At 50.4% G+C, this 19,530-nt stretch carries 12 protein-coding genes and 1 other annotated feature; of the genes, 7 read left to right on the plus strand and 5 right to left on the minus strand.

Features of this window, described 5'->3' with window-relative positions; translation table 11 throughout:
* Position 1: 1 nt before the first annotated feature.
* On the minus strand, positions 2–4,468 hold the full coding sequence (gene gltB / locus BZG84_RS04050; RefSeq protein ID WP_077677991.1) for a glutamate synthase large subunit: 4,467 nt from the start codon (positions 4,466–4,468) through the stop codon (positions 2–4).
* A gap of 626 nt (positions 4,469–5,094) precedes the next feature.
* On the opposite strand from gltB, the gene BZG84_RS04055 reads away from it, so the two are divergent.
* Both BZG84_RS04055 and arcB read left to right on the plus strand, forming a co-directional pair.
* The gene (locus BZG84_RS04055) at positions 5,095–6,873 is read left to right on the plus strand and encodes a GGDEF domain-containing protein (protein WP_077480003.1); all 1,779 of its coding nucleotides are present in this window, start codon (positions 5,095–5,097) and stop codon (positions 6,871–6,873) included.
* A 20-nt stretch (positions 6,874–6,893) separates the two neighbouring features.
* Positions 6,894–9,242 (plus strand): aerobic respiration two-component sensor histidine kinase ArcB, encoded by a 2,349-nt coding sequence (arcB, locus tag BZG84_RS04060; protein WP_077480002.1) that lies wholly within the window; start codon positions 6,894–6,896, stop codon positions 9,240–9,242.
* A gap of 64 nt (positions 9,243–9,306) precedes the next feature.
* Here arcB and arcA read toward each other — a convergent pair whose 3' ends face one another.
* Complete coding sequence (gene arcA, locus BZG84_RS04065) at positions 9,307–10,026, minus strand: two-component system response regulator ArcA (RefSeq protein ID WP_069589785.1); 720 nt, start codon at positions 10,024–10,026, stop codon at positions 9,307–9,309.
* A gap of 424 nt (positions 10,027–10,450) precedes the next feature.
* Here arcA and BZG84_RS04070 point away from each other — a divergent pair, with 424 nt between their 5' ends.
* Both BZG84_RS04070 and BZG84_RS04075 read left to right on the plus strand, forming a co-directional pair.
* Complete coding sequence (locus BZG84_RS04070) at positions 10,451–10,882, plus strand: DUF3293 domain-containing protein (protein ID WP_077480001.1); 432 nt, start codon at positions 10,451–10,453, stop codon at positions 10,880–10,882.
* Between the two features lie 10 nt (positions 10,883–10,892).
* Complete coding sequence (locus BZG84_RS04075; protein ID WP_077480000.1) at positions 10,893–11,390, plus strand: putative 4-hydroxy-4-methyl-2-oxoglutarate aldolase; 498 nt, start codon at positions 10,893–10,895, stop codon at positions 11,388–11,390.
* 25 nt (positions 11,391–11,415) lie between these two features.
* On the opposite strand, the gene BZG84_RS04080 is transcribed toward BZG84_RS04075, so the two are convergent.
* Entirely contained in the window at positions 11,416–11,889 is a 474-nt protein-coding gene (locus BZG84_RS04080) for a hypothetical protein (RefSeq protein WP_077479999.1), read from the minus strand.
* A gap of 185 nt (positions 11,890–12,074) precedes the next feature.
* On the minus strand, positions 12,075–13,793 hold the full coding sequence (gene aceK, locus BZG84_RS04085; protein WP_077479998.1) for a bifunctional isocitrate dehydrogenase kinase/phosphatase: 1,719 nt from the start codon (positions 13,791–13,793) through the stop codon (positions 12,075–12,077).
* Between the two features lie 168 nt (positions 13,794–13,961).
* Positions 13,962–14,079 (plus strand) — a sequence feature (Thr leader region).
* A gap of 24 nt (positions 14,080–14,103) precedes the next feature.
* On the opposite strand from aceK, the gene thrA reads away from it, so the two are divergent.
* Genes thrA through thrC form a run of 3 tightly spaced genes read left to right on the plus strand, consistent with a single transcriptional unit; the run spans position 14,104 to position 18,805 of the window.
* The gene (gene thrA, locus BZG84_RS04090; RefSeq protein WP_077677992.1) at positions 14,104–16,563 is read left to right on the plus strand and encodes a bifunctional aspartate kinase/homoserine dehydrogenase I; all 2,460 of its coding nucleotides are present in this window, start codon (positions 14,104–14,106) and stop codon (positions 16,561–16,563) included.
* A 2-nt stretch (positions 16,564–16,565) separates the two neighbouring features.
* The gene (gene thrB / locus BZG84_RS04095) at positions 16,566–17,525 is read left to right on the plus strand and encodes a homoserine kinase (protein ID WP_077479996.1); all 960 of its coding nucleotides are present in this window, start codon (positions 16,566–16,568) and stop codon (positions 17,523–17,525) included.
* Entirely contained in the window at positions 17,522–18,805 is a 1,284-nt protein-coding gene (gene thrC / locus BZG84_RS04100; RefSeq protein WP_077479995.1) for a threonine synthase, read from the plus strand. Before thrB ends, thrC begins: the two co-directional genes overlap by 4 nt.
* Before the next feature lie 47 nt (positions 18,806–18,852).
* Here the strand turns inward: thrC and grcA are convergent, their stop codons facing one another.
* Positions 18,853–19,230 (minus strand): autonomous glycyl radical cofactor GrcA, encoded by a 378-nt coding sequence (gene grcA, locus BZG84_RS04105; RefSeq protein WP_069589774.1) that lies wholly within the window; start codon positions 19,228–19,230, stop codon positions 18,853–18,855.
* Positions 19,231–19,530 lie beyond the last annotated feature (300 nt).

A 19,530-nucleotide genomic window follows, 5' to 3' on the forward strand; every position in this document is an offset into this window, starting at 1 on the left:
TTTACTGCGCCTGAACTCGCAGCTCGGCAGCGCTGCGACTCTGGTGGCCTAACAAGGTGCTGACATCAGCGGCTTTAGGTTTGACCAAATAGAAACGGTGTACCCATTGGTCAAAATCAGCCAGCAGTTGTTGCGCACGATCTGAACCTGTCAGCTCTAAATGTTGCGCGATCAGTCCGCGTAAGTGCTCTTGATGAATGGCCAGAGATTCTAGCGACAGCGCTTCGACCAACTCTGGATTGATGCGGCGGTTAAAATCGCCTTCCTCATCGAGCACATAGGCAAAGCCGCCGGTCATTCCAGCGCCAAAGTTGACGCCAGTGCGACCTAAAATCGCGACGATACCGCCCGTCATATATTCGCAGGCGTTATCTCCCGCGCCTTCGACGATCGCATGGGCTCCTGAGTTACGCACGGCGAACCGTTCGCCTGCTTTCCCTGCCGCAAACAGCTTGCCACCAGTGGCACCATACAGGCAGGTATTGCCCATGATGGTGGACTCATGACTGGCAAAGGCGGATCCTACAGGCGGACGGATCACGATTTCACCGCCACTCATCCCTTTGCCGACATAGTCATTGGCATCGCCGACAAGGGTGATATTAACCCCTGCCGCATTCCATACCCCGAGGGATTGACCCGCAGTGCCTTGCAATTGAATATCCAGAGGGTTAGCTGCCATGCCTGTGTTGCCATAGCGTTTTGCAATCGCGCCAGAGAGGCTAGCACCGACTGAACGGTCGGTATTGCGTACCGATTTGTAGATGCTGGCTCGTCGGTTAGCGTCAATCGCATCCCCTAGTTCACTGAGCAAGGCTTGGTTGAGCGGTGCATTATCAAAAGGCGTATTGGGCTCACTGCAATATAAGGTTTTGCCCGGCCAGGGTGTGGGCGCCTCGAGAATATGGCTCAAGTCGAGTTTGAGCTGCTTGGCGGTAAAGCCATCAACTGCTTCCAGCAAGTCCGTTCGGCCAATGAGATCGGTGAGCTTTTCGACACCAAGCTCAGCGAGCAGCTCGCGAACTTCTTCGCCTAAGCCTTTAAAGAAGTTCATTACCTGCTCAGGTAAGCCTTTAAAGTAGTCGCGACGAAGCGTGTCATCTTGGGTCGCCACACCGGTTGCACAGTTATTCAGGTGGCAAATACGCAAGTATTTACAGCCCAACGCCACCATAGGCGCGGTGCCAAAGCCGAAGCTCTCTGCACCTAAAATGGCGGCCTTTACAATATCGAGGCCAGTTTTGAGGCCGCCATCGACTTGTAAGCGAATTTTGTGGCGTAAGCCATTTTCCACGAGGGCTTGCTGGGTTTCGGCGAGGCCTAATTCCCAAGGGCTACCGGCGTATTTCACGGAGGTCAATGGGCTTGCCCCCGTGCCGCCGTCATACCCTGAAATGGTGATCAGGTCGGCATAGGCTTTTGCCACACCAGTAGCAATGGTGCCTACGCCCGGTTCGGAGACCAGTTTGACCGATACCAATGCGCTTGGGTTGACCTGCTTTAAATCAAAAATCAGCTGCGCCAAGTCTTCAATCGAGTAGATATCATGGTGTGGCGGTGGCGAAATCAAGGTGACACCGGGGACTGAGAAACGCAATTTGGCGATCTCGGCCGTGACTTTATGGCCGGGCAATTGTCCGCCTTCACCGGGTTTCGCCCCTTGTGCCACTTTGATTTGCAGCACATCGGCATTGGTGAGGTAGTGGGGAGTGACCCCAAAACGGCCCGATGCAATTTGCTTGATTTTGGAGTTACGCTCGCTATTGAAACGGCGTGGGTCTTCACCCCCTTCACCGGAGTTCGAGTGGCCGCCAAGGCGGTTCATCGCAATGGCTAACGCTTCGTGCGCTTCAGGGCTCAAAGCACCTATGGACATGGCCGCGGAATCAAAGCGTTTAAATAGCTCGGTGGCGGGCTCAATGCGTTCAAGCGGTAATGGTGTGTCGGCTTTTTTCAAACGCATTAGGTCGCGCAAGGTTGCCACCGGACGTTCATTCACCGTTTTCGCGTAGGTTTTGTAGTCCATTGCTTCCCCAGAGCGCACTGCACTTTGCAGATTTTTTACTACATCTGGGTTGTAAGCATGATACTCGCCATCGTGGACGTATTTGAGTAACCCACCATGCTCTAGCGGCTTACGTTTAATCCAAGCACGACGTGAAAGGTTGACTAAGTCTTGCTGGAAGTCATCAAAGTTCGCCCCTTGAATGCGGCTTGCGACACCTTTAAAGCAAAGCTCTACCACATCGTCATGCAGGCCGACCGCTTCAAACAGCTGCGAACAGCGGTAAGAGGCAATGGTCGAGATCCCCATTTTTGACATGATTTTAAATAGGCCCTTGTTGATGCCATTTCTAAAATTCACCATCACATCGCGATAGGGCTTTTTGATTGCGCCAATGTCGACTTGATTGGCTAGTGTTTCGTAGGCGAGGTATGGGTAGATAGCCGTGGCACCAAAGCCGAGTAATACGGCAAATTGGTGCGGATCACGTGCACTCCCGGTTTCAATGATGATGTTGGCATCACAGCGCAAGTTTTCGCGGACCAGACGCTTTTGCACCGCCCCGACTGCCATAGCGGCAGGGATAGGGAGTTTGTCTTTATTGATACTGCGATCAGACAGGACTACCAGTACCGTGCCATCGCGCACGCAGCGCTCGGCTTGATCGCAAAGATCTAAGATGGCCTGCTGCAGATCTTTCTCGTTCGGATCGTAGTTAATATCGAGAATGCTGTTGCGATAATAGGTATCGTCGAGCTCGAGTAACTGCACCATGTCTGAGAACAAGAGCACTGGCGATTTAAACGCGACGCGCTCAGCGTGGCCATCAGTCTCGCAGAAAACGTTCATTTCCCGGCCGATACAGGTGGCCAGTGACATCACGTGGTTTTCACGCAAGGGATCAATGGGTGGGTTGGTAACCTGAGCAAACTTCTGACGGAAGTAGTCACTCACACAGCGGGGACGAGAAGATAGTACCGCCATGGGCGTATCATCGCCCATCGAACCGGTCGCTTCTTGACCGATATCCCCGAGCACCTTGACGACTTGCTCGACTTCCTCGTTCGACATCCCAAACAGCTTTTGGTAAACCTTCAGTTGGGTGTCTTGCAAGCTCCGGCTGCCTTCGCTGGCATCATCATCAAGTTCTTCAAACGGGGTCAAGCGACGCACGTGAGCATCGAGCCATTCCCGATAGGGGTGGCGACTTTTCAGTTCATTATCGATTTCCGCTGAGTGCCAAATTTTGCCTTCTCGGGTATCGATCACCAGCAATTCACCCGGGCCAACACGCCCTTTTTCAGCGACCTCATCAGGCGCGTAATCCCAAATGCCAATTTCAGAGGCGAGGGTGATGAATTTATCTTTAGTGACCACATAACGCGCAGGGCGCAAGCCGTTGCGGTCGAGATTACAAGCTGCATAACGGCCGTCAGACATCACAATACCGGCAGGACCATCCCATGGCTCCATGTGCATGGAGTTAAAGTCATAGAATGCACGCAGCTCATCATCCATATCCGGATGGTTTTGCCAAGCGGGCGGCACAAGTAGACGCATGGCGCGGAAGAGATCCATGCCACCGGACAAAAATACCTCAAGCATGTTATCTAGGCTCGACGAATCCGATCCTGATTCATTGACAAAAGGTGCGGCCTGATGGAGGTCTGGCAATAAGGGCGAGTTAAATTTGTATGCCCGTGTTCGTGCCCATTGGCGGTTACCTTCAATGGTGTTGATTTCACCATTGTGGGCAAGGTAACGAAACGGTTGAGCGAGCGGCCAGCGTGGTTGCGTGTTAGTACTAAAACGCTGGTGGAATAAACAGATCGAAGACTCGAGGCGTAAATCGGCCAAATCGGTGTAAAAGCGCGGCAAATCTGCCGGCATACACAAGCCTTTGTAGACGATGGTTTGGGTCGACAGACTGGTAATGTAGAAATCTGTGTCGTCAGCTAACGCTTTCTCTGCGCGGCGGCGCGCAATATACAGGCGACGTTCTAAATCGCGTGCGCGCCAACCGGCCGGGCCGTTAATAAAGACTTGTTCGATAACGGGGAGTGATTGCTTGGCGATTTCACCCAGCACGTCAGGGTTGGTTGGTACCGTACGCCAACCAACCACGGAGAGTGTTTCGGCACCAATTTCTTGTTCAAACACCGCGCGGGCGCGCTGCGCTTTCACCGGATCTGTGCTCAGGAAAAGCATTCCCACCGCATACAAACGGCTCAGGTTCCATTGGTTTTGTTCGGCAATAAGGCGAAAGAAACGGTCGGGCTTTTGGAGCAATAACCCACAACCGTCCCCGGTTTTACCATCGGAGTTAATCCCTCCGCGGTGGGTCATGCGATCAAGTGCGGAAATGGCGGTACGAACCAACTTGTGGCTGGGCTCACCTTCTTGATGGGCGATCAAACCAAAACCACAGTTATCCTTTTCCAACATTGGGTTGTACAGCGACATTGCAATTCTCCCTTGCTACTGCGTCACTCGCAGTGATTGCATTTATTGTCGTGATCCTCCTGACCACTCTGAAAGCGTCTAGGACTGTGACAGCTCACCCGTTATGTTGTGTTTTTTTAACGGGAAAATCGCGTGCTTGTAAGTAATTAAATTACTGATTTTCAACGCGATGCCTAGCCTGCCGTATCCAGAAAGCGCTATTCAGCGACCTTTCAAATTAACGGCAAAGCAGTTAAAGGTCAAATTTTATTATGCAGCCTTTATGCACCATGAAGCTTGGTGTGATGTCAATTAAACACCTGATATTTTCAGGTTTTGTGCCAATTTTTTCGGGAATAATAGCTATTCGCGTTTATGCTGTTTTGTTAAATAATTATTAATTTAAGGCCAAATTCGAGCATAAATTCTAACCAAAGAAAGAAATAAAGCAGGGTGCGTTTTATGTCTTCAGTTTCATAGCAAGATACGCTGTGATTTGATGTAAAAAAATGACAACTGACAGTAAAAACCTGTGAGGCACGTAGCCATGTATTTTGAGAAAACTGTGGCAAAATAGCGCTTCTATAAGCGACGCAACGGGAAAAGATGTCGCGAATCAAGGATGGTTGTGATCACACAGGAGCCGCATGGCATTTTTCATTTTATTTACATTTCTTGTTTTAGGTGCGGTGCTTGGCTACGCGTGGCGTGCGCGACAAGAAACCGTCGCGTTAACCCATTGGCGAGTGTATATGGCTGATCTCGATACGCCCCATGCCATTGTTACCGCCGATGAGGGTGACATCTTGTATGCCAATGCTGCTTGTGTGGAGGCATTTTCATTGGTGGACAGCAAAAACCACTTTAAAACGGCCAATGAGCACCAACGACAAGCGGTACGCGCCTTCATTGTTGCTCAGCAGTGGCCACGTCCTTTCTCTAATGTCGAAGCTAAGGTCAAAGCGCCTGGCGCGAATCGAGTACGCATTGGCGTGCGCTTGTCGGGCTTACCCATTCGTTGTCGGCGTAAAAAAGCATGGTTAGTGTCGCTAGCACCGCTGGCGCGCCACGCGCAATGGCAGTTACAGCATCAAGAACATGGTGTTTTGCTTAGCGTGATTAATTCGTTGGCTGAATTGGTTTGCTTTCAAGATGTCGATGGCAATGTGGTGGGAACCAATGCGGCCTTTGACCGCTTTTGGCGAGGCCGCGAGCAAGAGGGCATTATGTGGCATGCCGATCAGCCGTTGTCTGGCTCAAAGACGGTGCGTACTTGGGCATCGCAGTTAAACGGCGAAAGCTGTTTGCTCGAAACTAATATCACGGCGCTTAAAAATGATCAGCAACAGGTGGTTGGCACCTTGAGCATCAGTCATGATGTGACCGACTGGCACCAAATGCAGCAAAGTTTGCAACGCGAGGTGCATCATCGCCAATCGGCTGAGCAAGCGCTTCAGCAACGGAGCAATTTACTGAGCGCGATTTTTAATGCCAGTGTGGATCCGATTGGCATCTTTGATCAGGACTATTACCACCTTGCCTGTAATCAAGCCTATGCCGATGCGCTCGGGGTCTCCATTGAAGCGCTTGAGACCTCTCCAGCGCAAGAGGTCGTCGATGCAGATATTTTTGATCAGCATCGTCAGCGCGATCAGCATGTACTGGATACTGGGGAAACCGTTACCTATGAAGATGTGATTTGGCGGCCCAGCGGCGAGCAAACTTGGTTTGAAGTGACGAAATCGCGTATTGATGATCCGGTGACTGACAGCTTTGCAGTACTGGTGATGGCGCGCGATATCACCGAACGTAAGCACACCCAACAACAGCTAGCGGATGCGATCATGTCATTCCAAGAAATGAGCTTCGTGGATAGTTTGACCCAAGTGGCGAATCGACGCAGCTTTGATGAGCAATTGCGCAAGTTATGGCGGTCACACGCCCGTGAACAAACACCGCTTGCCTTGATCCTCTGTGACATCGACCATTTCAAACTTTACAACGATAATTATGGCCATCAACAAGGCGACTGGGCCTTGCAGCAAGTGGCGAACGCTTTTAAATCGGCGATTAATCGACCACTTGATGCGGTCGCACGTTATGGTGGAGAGGAATTTGCTATTGTATTGCCTCACACTGAGCTTGATGGGGCTGCTTTAGTTGCCGAGCGGGCAAGGGCGGCGTTGGCCGAGCGTGAAATCGCGCATCAGTATTCCCCGGTCGCAGCGGTGATGACCGCGAGTCTGGGCGTTGCGTGTATGATCCCCTCACCCGAAGGGGATTATGGGGAGCTTATCCATCAAGCCGACTTAGCCATGTACCAGGCGAAGCGGCTGGGGCGCAATCAAGTCAGCTTAATGGGACCAACGTCTAGCGCCACAGAGAGCGATGCGCGACGCCCTGAGCATGAACACTTCCACTCTTAACTGGCGTGTAGTAAGCCTTTATGAAACAACTCAAAGTATTAGCGCAGTATTATGTTGATTTGCTGGTCAAGCTGGGCATTGTCCGCTTCAGCATGCTACTTGCACTCGCGCTTGTGGCACTGGCCGTGGTGGTGCAAGTGGGCATCACCTTGGTGCTGGAAGGCACGGTGCAAAATATCGACATTATCCGCTCGATTTTCTTCGGCCTGGTGATCACCCCTTGGGCGGTTTATTTTTTGTCCGTGGTGGTGGATCAGCTGGAAGAATCGAGGCAGCGCTTATCTAAGCTGGTGTCTAAATTAGAAGAGATGCGTGCGCGAGACATGCGTCTTAACCGGCAATTGACCGAAAATATTGAGCAACTGAATTTAGAAATCGACGAGCGTAAAAAAGCTGAGAGTGCGCGCCAAGAGGCGATCAAGGATCTAGAAAACGAGGTGTATCAGCGGGAAAAAGCTCAGCTAGAGCTGGCCGAGCAAACCGCATTGCTGCGCTCGTTTATTGATGCGTCGCCGGATCTGATTTATTACCGCAATGCGAAGGGGCAGTTCTCCGGCTGTAACCGCGCGATGGAAGAGCTGACCGGCTATAAAGAGAAGGCGCTGAAGGGCCTGACGCCGTGGGATGTCTATCGCGAGGATATCGCCGCGAAAGTGGTGGAGACCGATCAGCAAGTCTTTGATAACAATGTCTCCATTACCTACGAGCAATGGCTTGAGTATCAAGATGGACGCAAGGCCTATTTTGAACTGCGCAAAGTCCCTTTCTTTGCGCGAGACGGGCGTCATTTGGGATTGCTGGGCTTTGGCCGTGAAATCACCGAACGTAAGCGTTATCAAGATGCATTGGAGAAAGCGAGCCGAGATAAAACCGCCTTTATCTCCACCATCAGCCACGAGCTGCGCACACCGCTTAATGGGATTGTCGGGTTGAGCCGCATGCTATTGGACTCGCCGCTGGATGATGATCAACGCAATTACTTACGTACCATTTACGTCAGTGCCATCACCTTGGGTAATATTTTCAACGATATTATCGATTTAGATAAATCCGATCGAAACCGGCTGTCCTTGTATCCCACTAGCATCGATCTGCGTGAATTTGTTACTGAGATTGAAAACATCTCTGGCCTGATGGCGGAGCAAAAAGGGCTGCGTTTTGAGCTTGAACGGGTGACAGATTTGCCGGAATTTGTCGCCGTGGATGCGACACGACTACGGCAAATTTTGTGGAATCTGGTCGGGAATGCGGTCAAGTTCACCAAGCAAGGCTGTGTGATCATCACCGTCAGTGCAGATGTGGAGGACGACAACGCGCATCTTTGCTTTGAAGTTGAAGACAGCGGGGTGGGGATCCCTGCTGATGAGCAAGATAAAATTTTTGCCATGTACTATCAGGTAAAACAAGGCGAAGAAAACTTGCATGCTGTGGGAACCGGGATTGGACTTGCCGTATCTCGCCAGTTAGCACGCATGATGGGAGGCGACATTACCGTCGATAGTGAAGAAGGCGAAGGGAGTACCTTTACCGTCACGGTTTCCGTGCCTTTGAGTGAGCCTGCGGATGATGAAGTCCAACTGCCCACGCGCAGCGATAGCCGCTTACGCATTTTGCTTGTCGAAGATATTGAGCTGAATATCACGGTCGCTACCAATTTATTGGAAAGTCTAGGCCATGAGGTGACCGTTGCGCGAGATGGTCAGTCGGCACTCAACACCTTTATGCCGGGGGCGTTTGATTTACTGTTGTTAGATATTCAATTACCGGATATGACCGGCTTTGATATTGCAGCAACATTACGCGAAACACAGTCGAGCTTACCACCACTTGTTGCATTAACCGCCAATGTGATCAAAGACAAAGGCGAGTACATCGACAAAGGCATGGATGATGCAATCAGCAAGCCGATTAGTGTCGCGGCACTTAGCCAAGTGATTGAGCGTTATGCGCTGGCGGAGGGGCAAGAAGCGGTGACTGACGAGAGTGCGTCGACGCGGCCAGTCGCAAGCGAGCAAGCGGAAAAGCTGTTGGATATGGACATGCTCACCGGCTATGTCGAGCTGGTTGGCACCGAGCCTGTGCGAAAAAGCATTGAAATGTTTGAACAATTGATGCCGGAATACATCGCGATTCTTGATTCGAATATGACCGCACGCGACCAAGATGGCATTGTGTCGGAAGCGCATAAAATTAAAGGTGCGGCAGGCTCAGTGGGCTTAAAGCATGTGCAAAAAGTGGCTCAAAAAGCGCAGTCTCCCGAGTTACCTGCGTGGTGGGAGAATATTGCCGATTGGGTTGATGAAATTAAAGTAGGCTATCAGCACGATCTGACGGTGTTAAAAGCATGGTTAGATGAGCAATCCTCCTAAACGCCACCAATAAGCTAAACAAAAAAGGCGCCATCAGGCGCCTTATTCATATTGGGTGTGCAACTTATTGATCTTCGAGCTCACCACAGAAGCGATAGCCTTCACCATGAATGGTGGCAATGATCTCTGGGGTGTCGCTGTGTGATTCGAAGTGCTTACGAATACGACGAATTGTGACATCCACAGTACGGTCATGCGGCTTTAGCTCGCGACCTGTCATCTTTTTCAACAGCTCAGCACGGGTCTGGATTTTGCCTGGGTTTTCACAGAAGTGCAGCAGGGCACGAAACTCTGAACGCGGCAATTTGAACGACTCGCCTTCAGGGTTAATCAAAGAGCGGCTGTTGATATCAAGAACCCAACCATTAAACACATACTGTTCAACGTTGCGTTTTTCTTCACCACCGTTCACGCTACTCATCGCACGGGTTAACAAGTTACGTGCACGAATGGTCAATTCACGAGGGTTAAATGGCTTGGTGATGTAGTCATCGGCACCAATTTCCAGCCCTAGGATTTTGTCGACCTCGTTGTCACGGCCCGTCAAGAACATCAATGCCATGTCGCCTTGTTCACGCAATTCACGCGCGAGCAATAGACCGTTTTTACCGGGCAAGTTGATGTCCATAATCACCAAGTGCACTTGATGATTGGATAGGACTTGATGCATCTCGTCGCCATCGCTGGCTTCAAAGACATTGTAACCTTCCGCTTCAAAGATACTTTTCAGCGTGTTACGTGTGACTTGTTCATCTTCTACAATCAGAATTTGCGGGGTTTGCATTGGCGATACCTAATATCTAAATAGAATCCGGTTGCACTTCACAGTCTAGTTCCACTAGCCCATGAAAAAAATTTACAAAATTGCGAGAGGATGCCTCGCAATCAACATATGGCACGCCATCCATAGAGAGGTGTGTGTCGATGCTAGACAACGCACCGTGTGTTCCAGTTGAGGTGGGGCGTTATCGGCCCTCGTAAGCCTCAGAGGCAATCACTGTTATATCCATTGATTGCCGCTAATTGTATTCATTTAACAGCGCGCTAACAATATATTACGGTGAACGTTGATGATTTTTTTCATCCTTTATTGACCCCAATCAAAAGCATCTTTGTTGGTGATTAGGGTCAACTTCCCGTTTAACTTTATGAATACTAGCGCATAATTAGCAATTAAGCATAATGTTAGTAACGAACAGGTGTAAATAATGTGTGATCAGAATAACGCCAGCGATTTGTGGAAAACTTACCAGCAGATCGCATTTCGGGCACCCCAAGCACCCAGTGTCCGCTCTTTTGCCATTCTTACCGCATTTAACCCTCGTAGCCAACCTTTATCTGAGAAAGAGAATCAATTACGTAATCGTCAACTCGCGGATGAGATGGAGAAAGCGGGGATCCGCTATTGGGCAATGCATGGTGGGGCACCTGATGGCAGCTGGTTTGAGCCGGGCTTTGCGGTTGCCCTGAGTCAAGACGAAGCGATTGCATTGGCGAAAACGTGGCAGCAAAACGCGATTTATTGGGTGGAGGAGGATACATTATGGTTACTGCCTGCACTGATGACAGATTTTGCGCCGCAGTCACTAGGCGTGACGTTTTCATCCCTGCTGGAGTTGACAGACTCATCAATGGACTAAGGAGAGCATCATGGACGATAGGCTACCTGATTTATGCGACAACCACCCAGACGCTGTGCGTTGGTTACCCATTCAGTGGCAAGATTTTGGCGCGGTGAGCGGCTTTGAAGGACGGATACGTACTGTTCGCTGTTATCACGATAACTCCAAAGTGAAAGCGCTTCTCGCAACGCCCGGCCAAGGTCAGGTTTTAGTGGTTGATGGCGGCGGTGCGATGGATCGTGCGTTATTGGGCGATATGATCGGAAAAAGTGCGGTCGACAATGGTTGGGCGGGGGTGGTGATTGCCGCGCCAGTGAGGGATGTGGCGACGCTTGCCACCTTGCCTATTGGCATTAAAGCACTCGGCGTCTGTCCGATTAAAACCCAAAAACGGGACTGGGGAGAGGTAGATGTGGTGCTAACGCTGGAAGGCGTGTTAGTGACCCCGGGTGACTACCTGTATGCTGACAAAAACGGTGTGCTGGTTTGCGCGCAGCCTTTGAGTACGATCAGCGACGTGGATTAAGCATTCACGCTGTCGTTACACGTTGTTAAAAGCGTAACCCGACGCCGAGTTGGTAAATGGACTCGGTGTCTTTTTCAGGATCGAACTCTACATCCAGCCCAGCATTGACATCGAAATAGTCACTCAATTGGTAGCGGCTGCTGACCCCCCATTGGTTAACGCTTTTATCACGTTGGTAGCCGTGGCTCAGTTGGCTTGAAACATGTAACTTGTCGGTAAATCGGTACTCAATGCCGCTGAGCAAGCCGCGTTGCGTGGGGGCTGTCTGGGTTTCGCTTTTCATTTGCGTGCCAAGGTAAACGGAGAGATTACTCAAGGGGTAGCGATAGCCTGATTCTATGGTCCAGCTATCAAACCCGCCTCCTGCCGAGGGCATCGACTGGATAAAAAAGCGATTAGAGTCGGCTATCGTTTCGGTCTCGAACGATAGCATTTGCTCGCCAAATGCAGGGGTTGCCACTATATGCAAGGCGAGTGCGAACAATCCGAATTGTTTCACTCTAGGTTCCTTTGCGTTGTTATTTTTGTCGGTTTCGTCACCGCTGATGATCAGTGTAGACAAAAAAGTGTGCGCGGTCGCAACTTTGTCTAAAAAAACGTCATGCTATTGACGTACCTGATAAGCGCCAGCGTGTGATGACGACAATAAAACAACAAGCAAAATTGACGCCAGGTTAAGCGTGTTTAGGCTTTGACTAACTGAAGCGCATCGCTGTAGGGGCGCACATCATGGAAGTAGCCCTCTTGAACCTGATGCTGCAGTTGCTGCCAAAATTCGGCCTCAAAAAGCTCGGGATGTAGGCGCTCAAACTCATCACGTAGCGAAGGGTTGACCAACAAAAAGGTACGAAACTCTTCGGGAAACACATCATTTTCTCCCACGCTGTACCAAGGCTCTGCGGCTAGCTCATCTTCTGGATAACGCGGTGGCGGTATGCGGCGGAAGTTCACCTCAGTGAGATAGGCGATTTCATCATAATCATAGAAAATCACCCGATTATGGCGGCTGACGCCAAAGTTTTTAAACAACATGTCACCGGCAAAAATATTGGCAGCTGCGAGCTCTTTGAGGGCATCACCGTATTCTTGCACTGCTTGGGTTAAGGCGTCAGGACTGGCTTGCTCGAGATAAATATTGAGCGGGATCATCCGCCGCTCCATATACAAATGGCGGATCCGTACTTCTGTGTCAGTGACGGACACACATGAAGGCGCCACGTTTAGCAATTCGTCAATCAGTGCATCGCTGAAACGGTGACGAGGAAAGATAAAGTTCCGATACTCCTGCGTGTCGGCCATGCGTCCCACCCGATCGTGCTCTTTAACGAGGCGGTATTTCTCGCGCACTTGGGCGTGCGTCATTTGTTTTTGCGGTGCGAATTTGTCTTTGATGATCTTAAACACAAAGCCGTATGAGGGCAGCGTGAACACTGACATCACCATCCCTTTGATCCCCGGCGCAATATCAAACAAGTCATCAGAATTATCCAAATGATAGAGAAATTCGCGGTATAGCTCGGTTTTACCATGTTTTTGACAGCCGATCGCGGTGTAGAGCTCTGCCGGGGTTTTATTGGGCATCAACTGATTGAGAAAGTCGACTAAAGCGGCTGGGACGGGGGCATACACCATAAAATAGGAGCGCGCGAAACCAAATACGATACTCACATCGTCGCTATCGGTAATACATGCATCAATATACAGCTCGCCGTCATCTGAGATAAGCAAGGGCAGCACGAGGGGACGGCGTTGGTTCGCCATATCCAGACGGCCAATTAAGTACGCCCCTTTGTTGCGAAAAAACGGCTGACGCACCATTTCAATGGTGAAGCTCATGGTTAACTGCGGACCAAAGCGTTGCTGAAGGATTTGCGTAATGCGCTTAAGATCGCCACTTTTATCTCGCCACGGTAGGGTAAAGGGCGTGCTGTCTAGCATGCGCTCTAGCGTGGCATAAATGCCAGCTTGCGATTGAAAGCGTCGCAACAAGGGCGTTGGATACTTGGGAATACGTCCGCCTTGTGAACTTTGCACAAACAGTTTGTCACGACGAATATTTCGGTGTTCGAAAATACGGCAATACACCGAATTGAAAAAACTCTCAGCGATATCGTAGCGTGGGTAATCATCAAGGAGCCTGATGTAGGCTGCTTTCACTGCCATCAAAAAGGAGCGTGTGGCGTGTTCTTTGCCCAGCATGGCGCGCAGTTGCTGACTCACTAAGCCGACATGGTGATCGTAAAATTGAATACGCGTTTTCAGTGCTTGCTGCACGCTTTTCCAATCTTGCTGCTCAAAGCGCTCTTGAGCGCCTGATGTCACATCTAAGAAGCGACCGTACATGGCATCCGAGCCCTGTAATATCGTATTTGCGACCAATTGCGCCATGGCGTCCTGTGTCATTCGTTTTCCCTGCTTCCATGCCGTTTTTGTTCTCTTCAACCTCTCAGAGTTTTGGCGAAAAAGCAATCAGTGTCACTTTTTTGTTGACCTAGGCGGCATGATTCGATACACCTAAATAGAACTCAACAAAACAAACGATAAACGCAACACACATGCAACTGACGATCAGCACCCTTACCACCACAACAACCACCATTATTACTGGCACAATGTGTGTTGGTGCGGGCTGATACGCACAGAATTTCCAAGAAAAGCCCGTACCCTCACCGGTACGGGCTTTTTTTTATCTTAAGAGAGAGGTCCCAAACGGATGCGAGTTTTAAAATTTGGTGGCACATCGCTTGCCGATGCAGAGCGATTCAGTCGTGCCGCTGACATCATTGTTAGCAATCAGGGTCAGAGTGACGTCTCTGCTGTTTTGTCCGCCCCAGCGCGTGTTACCAATATTCTGGTGTCCGTGGTGGATAATACGGTTAAACATGGAGAGGCTGAGCTGCCACTCAAAGAGCTAGAAACCATTTTCACCGCGCTGTTCCAAGGTCTTGCCGAACGCCAGCCTAATCTCGACACCCAGCCTTTGTTCGATAAACTCTCTCGCAGCCTCGGGCAGCTACGTCAATATGTACACGGTATGAACCTTCTGGGGCTTTGCCCGGACAGCACCTATGCGAGGGTGGTCAGCAAGGGGGAGCGTTTGTCCGTGGCAGCCATGCAGGCGTTGTTAGCGGCGCGTGGCTATCAAGTCTTTGAGATTGACCCGGTCAGTTATTTTGCCGCTTCTGGCAGTTACCTGAGTGCAGAAGTAGACATTGAAACCTCTTCGCAACGCTTTAAACAGTCTCCCATTCCCGCTAATCATGTTGGCTTGATGCCGGGCTTTATGGCCGGCAATGAGCAAGGCGAGCTGGTGACTTTAGGCCGCAACGGCTCCGATTACTCCGCTGCGGTGCTGGCCGCTTGTGTCCGCGCAGAGTGCTGCGAAATCTGGACGGATGTCGATGGTGTCTATAACTGCGATCCCCGCTTGGTGCCAGATGCGCGTTTGCTGAAGTCGCTAAGTTATCAAGAAGCGATGGAGCTGTCGTACTTTGGTGCCAAAGTGCTCCACCCTAAAACCATCGCCCCTATTGCTCGCTTCCATATTCCTTGTTTGATTAAAAATACGGCCAATCCTCAAGGCGCAGGTACCTTGATTGGCGATGATACTGGTGAAGATAAGCTTGCCATTAAAGGGATCACCACGCTTAGCGATTTGAGTATGGTCAATATCTCTGGTCCGGGGATGAAGGGAATGGTTGGTATGGCTTCACGTGTGTTTGGCGCCATGTCATCCGCGGGCGTTTCCATCGTGCTGATCACCCAATCGTCGTCGGAGTACAGTATTAGTTTCTGTATTCAAGCGCAGGATAAAGTGAAAGCTGAGAAGGCGTTGCGGACCCACTTTGAACTTGAGCTTAAAGATGGTTTGCTTGAGCCTGTTGAGTTTATCGATCATCTATCGATTGTCTCCTTGGTAGGGGATGGTATGCGCACTTCAAAAGGGATTGCGGCGCGCTTTTTCACCTCGCTAGCGGAAGTGAATGTCAATATTGTCGCCATTGCCCAAGGTTCATCAGAGCGTGCTATCTCGGCGGTTGTCCCCTCAGAGCGTGTCTCGGAAGCGGTGAAAGCCTGCCATGAAAACTTGTTTAACAGCCAACATCACCTCGATGTGTTTATCGTCGGTGTGGGCGGTGTCGGTGGCGAGTTGATTGAGCAAATTCGCCGTCAACAAGCGAAGCTGCAGCAGCAAGGCATTGTGATGCGTGTCTGTGGACTGGCAAATAGTAAAGGCATGTGGCTGAACAGCCAAGGCATTAACCTAGATAGCTGGCGTGATGAGCTACCCAATCACCTTTCGCCGTTTAGCCTTGCCGGTATGATTCAGTTGGTGCAGCGCAATCATATTATCAACCCAGTATTGATTGACTGCACAGCAGAGCAACAAGTCGCGGATCAGTATGCGGACTTCTTACGTGCGGGCTTCCATGTGATCACGCCTAACAAAAAAGCCAATACCAGTAGCATGGCTTACTACCAACAGCTGCGTCAGGCGGCGCGCGCGACACATCGTAAGTTTATGTATGAAACCACGGTGGGGGCTGGCCTTCCCGTGATTGAAAACCTGCAAAACCTGATTGCTGCAGGGGACGAGCTATCACGATTTTCTGGGATCTTGTCGGGGTCGCTATCACACATTTTTGGCAAATTAGATGAAGGCGTAAGCTTTAGTGATGCCACCAAGGTTGCGCGTGACAGTGGCTTCACCGAGCCCGACCCACGTGACGATCTATCTGGTATGGATGTGGCGCGTAAACTGTTAATTTTGGCACGAGAAGCCGGCATGCATTTAGAGCTGGAAGATGTCGAAGTTGAGCCTGCGTTGCCACCAGGCTTTGATCAGTCGGGTGATGTGGAGTCCTTTATGGCACGCTTGCCGGAGGCGGATGCTTACTTTAAGCAATGGTCAGAGCAAGCGGCTCAAGAGGGCAAGGTGCTGCGCTATATCGGCGGTATTGAAGACGGTCAATGCTTCGTGAAAATTCAAGCCGTAGACAGTGACGACCCTATGCACAAAATTAAAGATGGCGAAAATGCACTCGCCTTTTACAGCCGCTATTATCAGCCGATTCCATTGGTCTTGCGCGGATATGGGGCAGGCACCGCCGTGACGGCGGCAGGGGTGTTCGCTGATTTGATGCGCACCTTGGGCTGGAAGCTAGGAGTGTAGTGATGACAGTACGCGTTTACGCACCCGCTTCAATTGGTAATGTGAGTGTGGGCTTTGATGTATTAGGTGCAGCGGTCAGCCCCATCGATGGCAGCTTGCTGGGGGATGTGGTTGAAGTGAAATCGGGCGGCGACCGCCCCTTTTCGCTGCGCTGTGAAGGGCGATTTACCGACAAGCTTCCTGCTAATGAAAAGGATAATATTGTCTATCAGGCCTACCAAGCGTATGCACATGCACTGCAGGATAAGGGGATCGCGGTAAAGCCGGTAGCGATGTTGCTGGAAAAGAATATGCCCATCGGCTCCGGATTGGGTTCCAGCGCGTGTTCGATTGTGGCAGCGCTTGATGCGTTAAACCGCTTTCACGGTAACCCACTGGATGAAACCACCATGCTCGCGCTAATGGGGGAGATGGAAGCCAGTATTTCGGGCAGCTTACACTATGACAATGTGGCGCCTTGCTACTTAGGTGGCTTGCAATTGATGCTGGAAAGCCAAGGCGTGATCAGCCAAGCCGTGCCACATTTTGACAACTGGTATTGGGTGATGGCTTATCCTGGGATTAAAGTATCGACTGCAGAAGCACGCACTATCTTGCCCGCACAGTATCGCCGTCAAGATGTCATTGCCCACGGTCGATATTTGGGCGGCTTTATTCACGCGTGTCACACTCAGCAACCTGCTCTGGCGGCGAGCTTGATTTGTGATGTGATTGCAGAGCCCTATCGGCAAAAACTGTTGCCGGGCTTTGTTGAAGCGCGGACGTATGCAGAAAGCTGTGGCGCACTGGCGACAGGGATTTCAGGCTCTGGGCCGACCTTGTTTAGTATCTGTGATGATTTACAGGTTGCCGAGCGACTCGCACAATGGCTGCGCGAGCACTACGTACAAAATAATGATGGCTTTGTTCATGTATGTCGCATTGATGGACAGGGCGCAAAAGAAATAGGAAGTCAGGCATGAAGCTTTACAACATCAAAGATCACAGTGAAACCGTCTCGTTCGCGCAAGCGGTCAAACAAGGATTGGGGCGAGGACAAGGGCTGTTTTTCCCCGAGCACGTACCACAATTTGAGGATATCGATGCTTTGCTGTCGATGCCATTGGTCGAGCGTAGCACTGAGATCCTCTCGGCCTTGATTGGCGACGAAATGCCAAAAAGCCAAATCCATGAGCTGGTGGCGCAGGCGTTTACCTTTGAGGCGCCGCTCAAATCCGTCACAGAGCGTATTCATGCGCTAGAACTTTTCCATGGGCCAACGCTCGCCTTCAAAGATTTTGGTGGTCGTTTTATGGCGCAATCTCTCGCGGCAGTGTCAGACGGCAACAAGATCACGATTCTCACCGCCACATCAGGCGATACCGGTGCCGCTGTTGCTCATGCGTTTTATGGCATTGAAAACATCAATGTGGTGATTTTGTATCCGAAAGGCAAAATTAGCCCGTTGCAAGAAAAGCTGTTCTGTACCCTCGGCGGCAATATTCACACCGTGGCAGTGAACGGCACGTTTGATGACTGCCAGACGATGGTGAAGCAAGCCTTCGATGATCAAGAGTTGCGTCAAACCATTGGCTTAAACTCGGCAAACTCAATCAATATCAGCCGGCTGATGGCACAAATTTGCTACTATTTTGAAGCGCTTGCGCAGATCCCTCAGCACAAGCGAGACCAAGTTGTTGTCGCGGTACCCAGTGGCAACTTTGGCAACCTGACTGCGGGCTTACTTGCCAAGGCGATGGGGCTGCCGATTAAACGCTTTATCGCTGCCACCAATGCCAATGATACGGTGCCACGCTATTTAGCCACTGGACAGTGGCAGCCGCAAACCACAGTCGCAACGTTATCGAATGCGATGGATGTGAGTCAGCCCAATAACTGGCCGCGTATCGAAGAGCTTTTCCGCCGTGAAGGGTGGGCGCTGAGTGAATTGGCATCAGGACGTGCAGACGATGCGCAAACCGCAGAGAGTTTGACGCAGCTTGCTGAGCAAGACTATTTATGCGAGCCGCATGGTGCTATTGCCTATCGTTTATTAGCGCAACAGCTTAGCGAGGAAGAAGAGGGGATTTTCTTGTGTACCGCGCATCCGGCCAAGTTTAAAGAGTCGGTCGATGCGATTTTACACAAGGATATTCCGCTGCCAGGGCCATTGGCAAAACATGCACAGATGGATTTATTGTCGAGTGAGCAAGAGGCCGATTTCTCGGTCTTAAGAGCGTACCTGCTTAATTTGAGCGCTTAACCAAAAACAGCCCGCCAAAGCGGGCTGTTTCTTTATAACCTGTGTGTTTACAGTGAGCTTGTAAACGTACGGGTGATCACGTCACGCTGTTGTTCAGGGGTCAGTGAATTAAAGCGAACCGCATAGCCTGAGACACGGATGGTCAGTTGCGGATATTTTTCTGGGTGCTTGGCTGCATCTTCTAAGGTTTCACGTTTCAGCACGTTAACGTTGAGGTGTTGACCCCCTTCATTAACCGCTTGGGTTTCGATATTGACTTCACGGTAGTCAAACTCACCCAAAGAAGACAGCGCGACTTCTTGATCCGCCTCAAAGCCTTGTTTTGCGCAGACACAGCGTGCTTGGTCGGTTTCTTTATCAATCAACCAAATAGAATTGATGAGGTCATCATTGGCCGCTGAGGTTACTTGAATGCCGGTGATCATGGCCTATCCCCTTTTTCTGATAGTGACTTTAGTGATGTAAGATTTCATCACTTTCGACGTTCATATATACCTCTTTATCTGTGGGGTTATTTTGATTTGGGTCAATATTTAATCGTCTTTATCGTGAAGATAGTTATTTGATATCAATATTATTGTGAACAAAATCAATTTGATGATAAGAGCACAACGCGCAGCGACAAGCATTCTTATTTATAGCGCTATTTTGTTGTAAATTTACTACAAAAGTAAGGGCGAGATTGAACGATGGGTAGGCAGTTTTGCACCATATTGGTACATGGC

This window comes from Salinivibrio sp. PR932 (assembly GCF_001996125.1).
GTDB classification, from domain to species: Bacteria; Pseudomonadota; Gammaproteobacteria; order Enterobacterales; family Vibrionaceae; genus Salinivibrio; species Salinivibrio proteolyticus.

What these genes read in the sequence shown, in the direction of transcription:
- gltB (WP_077677991.1), bottom strand. Translation starts at nt 4,468, where the DNA reads ATGTCGCTGTACAACCCAATGTTGGAAAAGGATAACTGTGGTTTTGGT.
- BZG84_RS04055 (WP_077480003.1), top strand. Translation starts at nt 5,095, where the DNA reads ATGGCATTTTTCATTTTATTTACATTTCTTGTTTTAGGTGCGGTGCTT.
- arcB (WP_077480002.1), top strand. Translation starts at nt 6,894, where the DNA reads ATGAAACAACTCAAAGTATTAGCGCAGTATTATGTTGATTTGCTGGTC.
- arcA (WP_069589785.1), bottom strand. Translation starts at nt 10,026, where the DNA reads ATGCAAACCCCGCAAATTCTGATTGTAGAAGATGAACAAGTCACACGT.
- BZG84_RS04070 (WP_077480001.1), top strand. Translation starts at nt 10,451, where the DNA reads ATGTGTGATCAGAATAACGCCAGCGATTTGTGGAAAACTTACCAGCAG.
- BZG84_RS04075 (WP_077480000.1), top strand. Translation starts at nt 10,893, where the DNA reads ATGGACGATAGGCTACCTGATTTATGCGACAACCACCCAGACGCTGTG.
- aceK (WP_077479998.1), bottom strand. Translation starts at nt 13,793, where the DNA reads ATGACACAGGACGCCATGGCGCAATTGGTCGCAAATACGATATTACAG.
- thrA (WP_077677992.1), top strand. Translation starts at nt 14,104, where the DNA reads ATGCGAGTTTTAAAATTTGGTGGCACATCGCTTGCCGATGCAGAGCGA.
- thrB (WP_077479996.1), top strand. Translation starts at nt 16,566, where the DNA reads ATGACAGTACGCGTTTACGCACCCGCTTCAATTGGTAATGTGAGTGTG.
- thrC (WP_077479995.1), top strand. Translation starts at nt 17,522, where the DNA reads ATGAAGCTTTACAACATCAAAGATCACAGTGAAACCGTCTCGTTCGCG.
- grcA (WP_069589774.1), bottom strand. Translation starts at nt 19,230, where the DNA reads ATGATCACCGGCATTCAAGTAACCTCAGCGGCCAATGATGACCTCATC.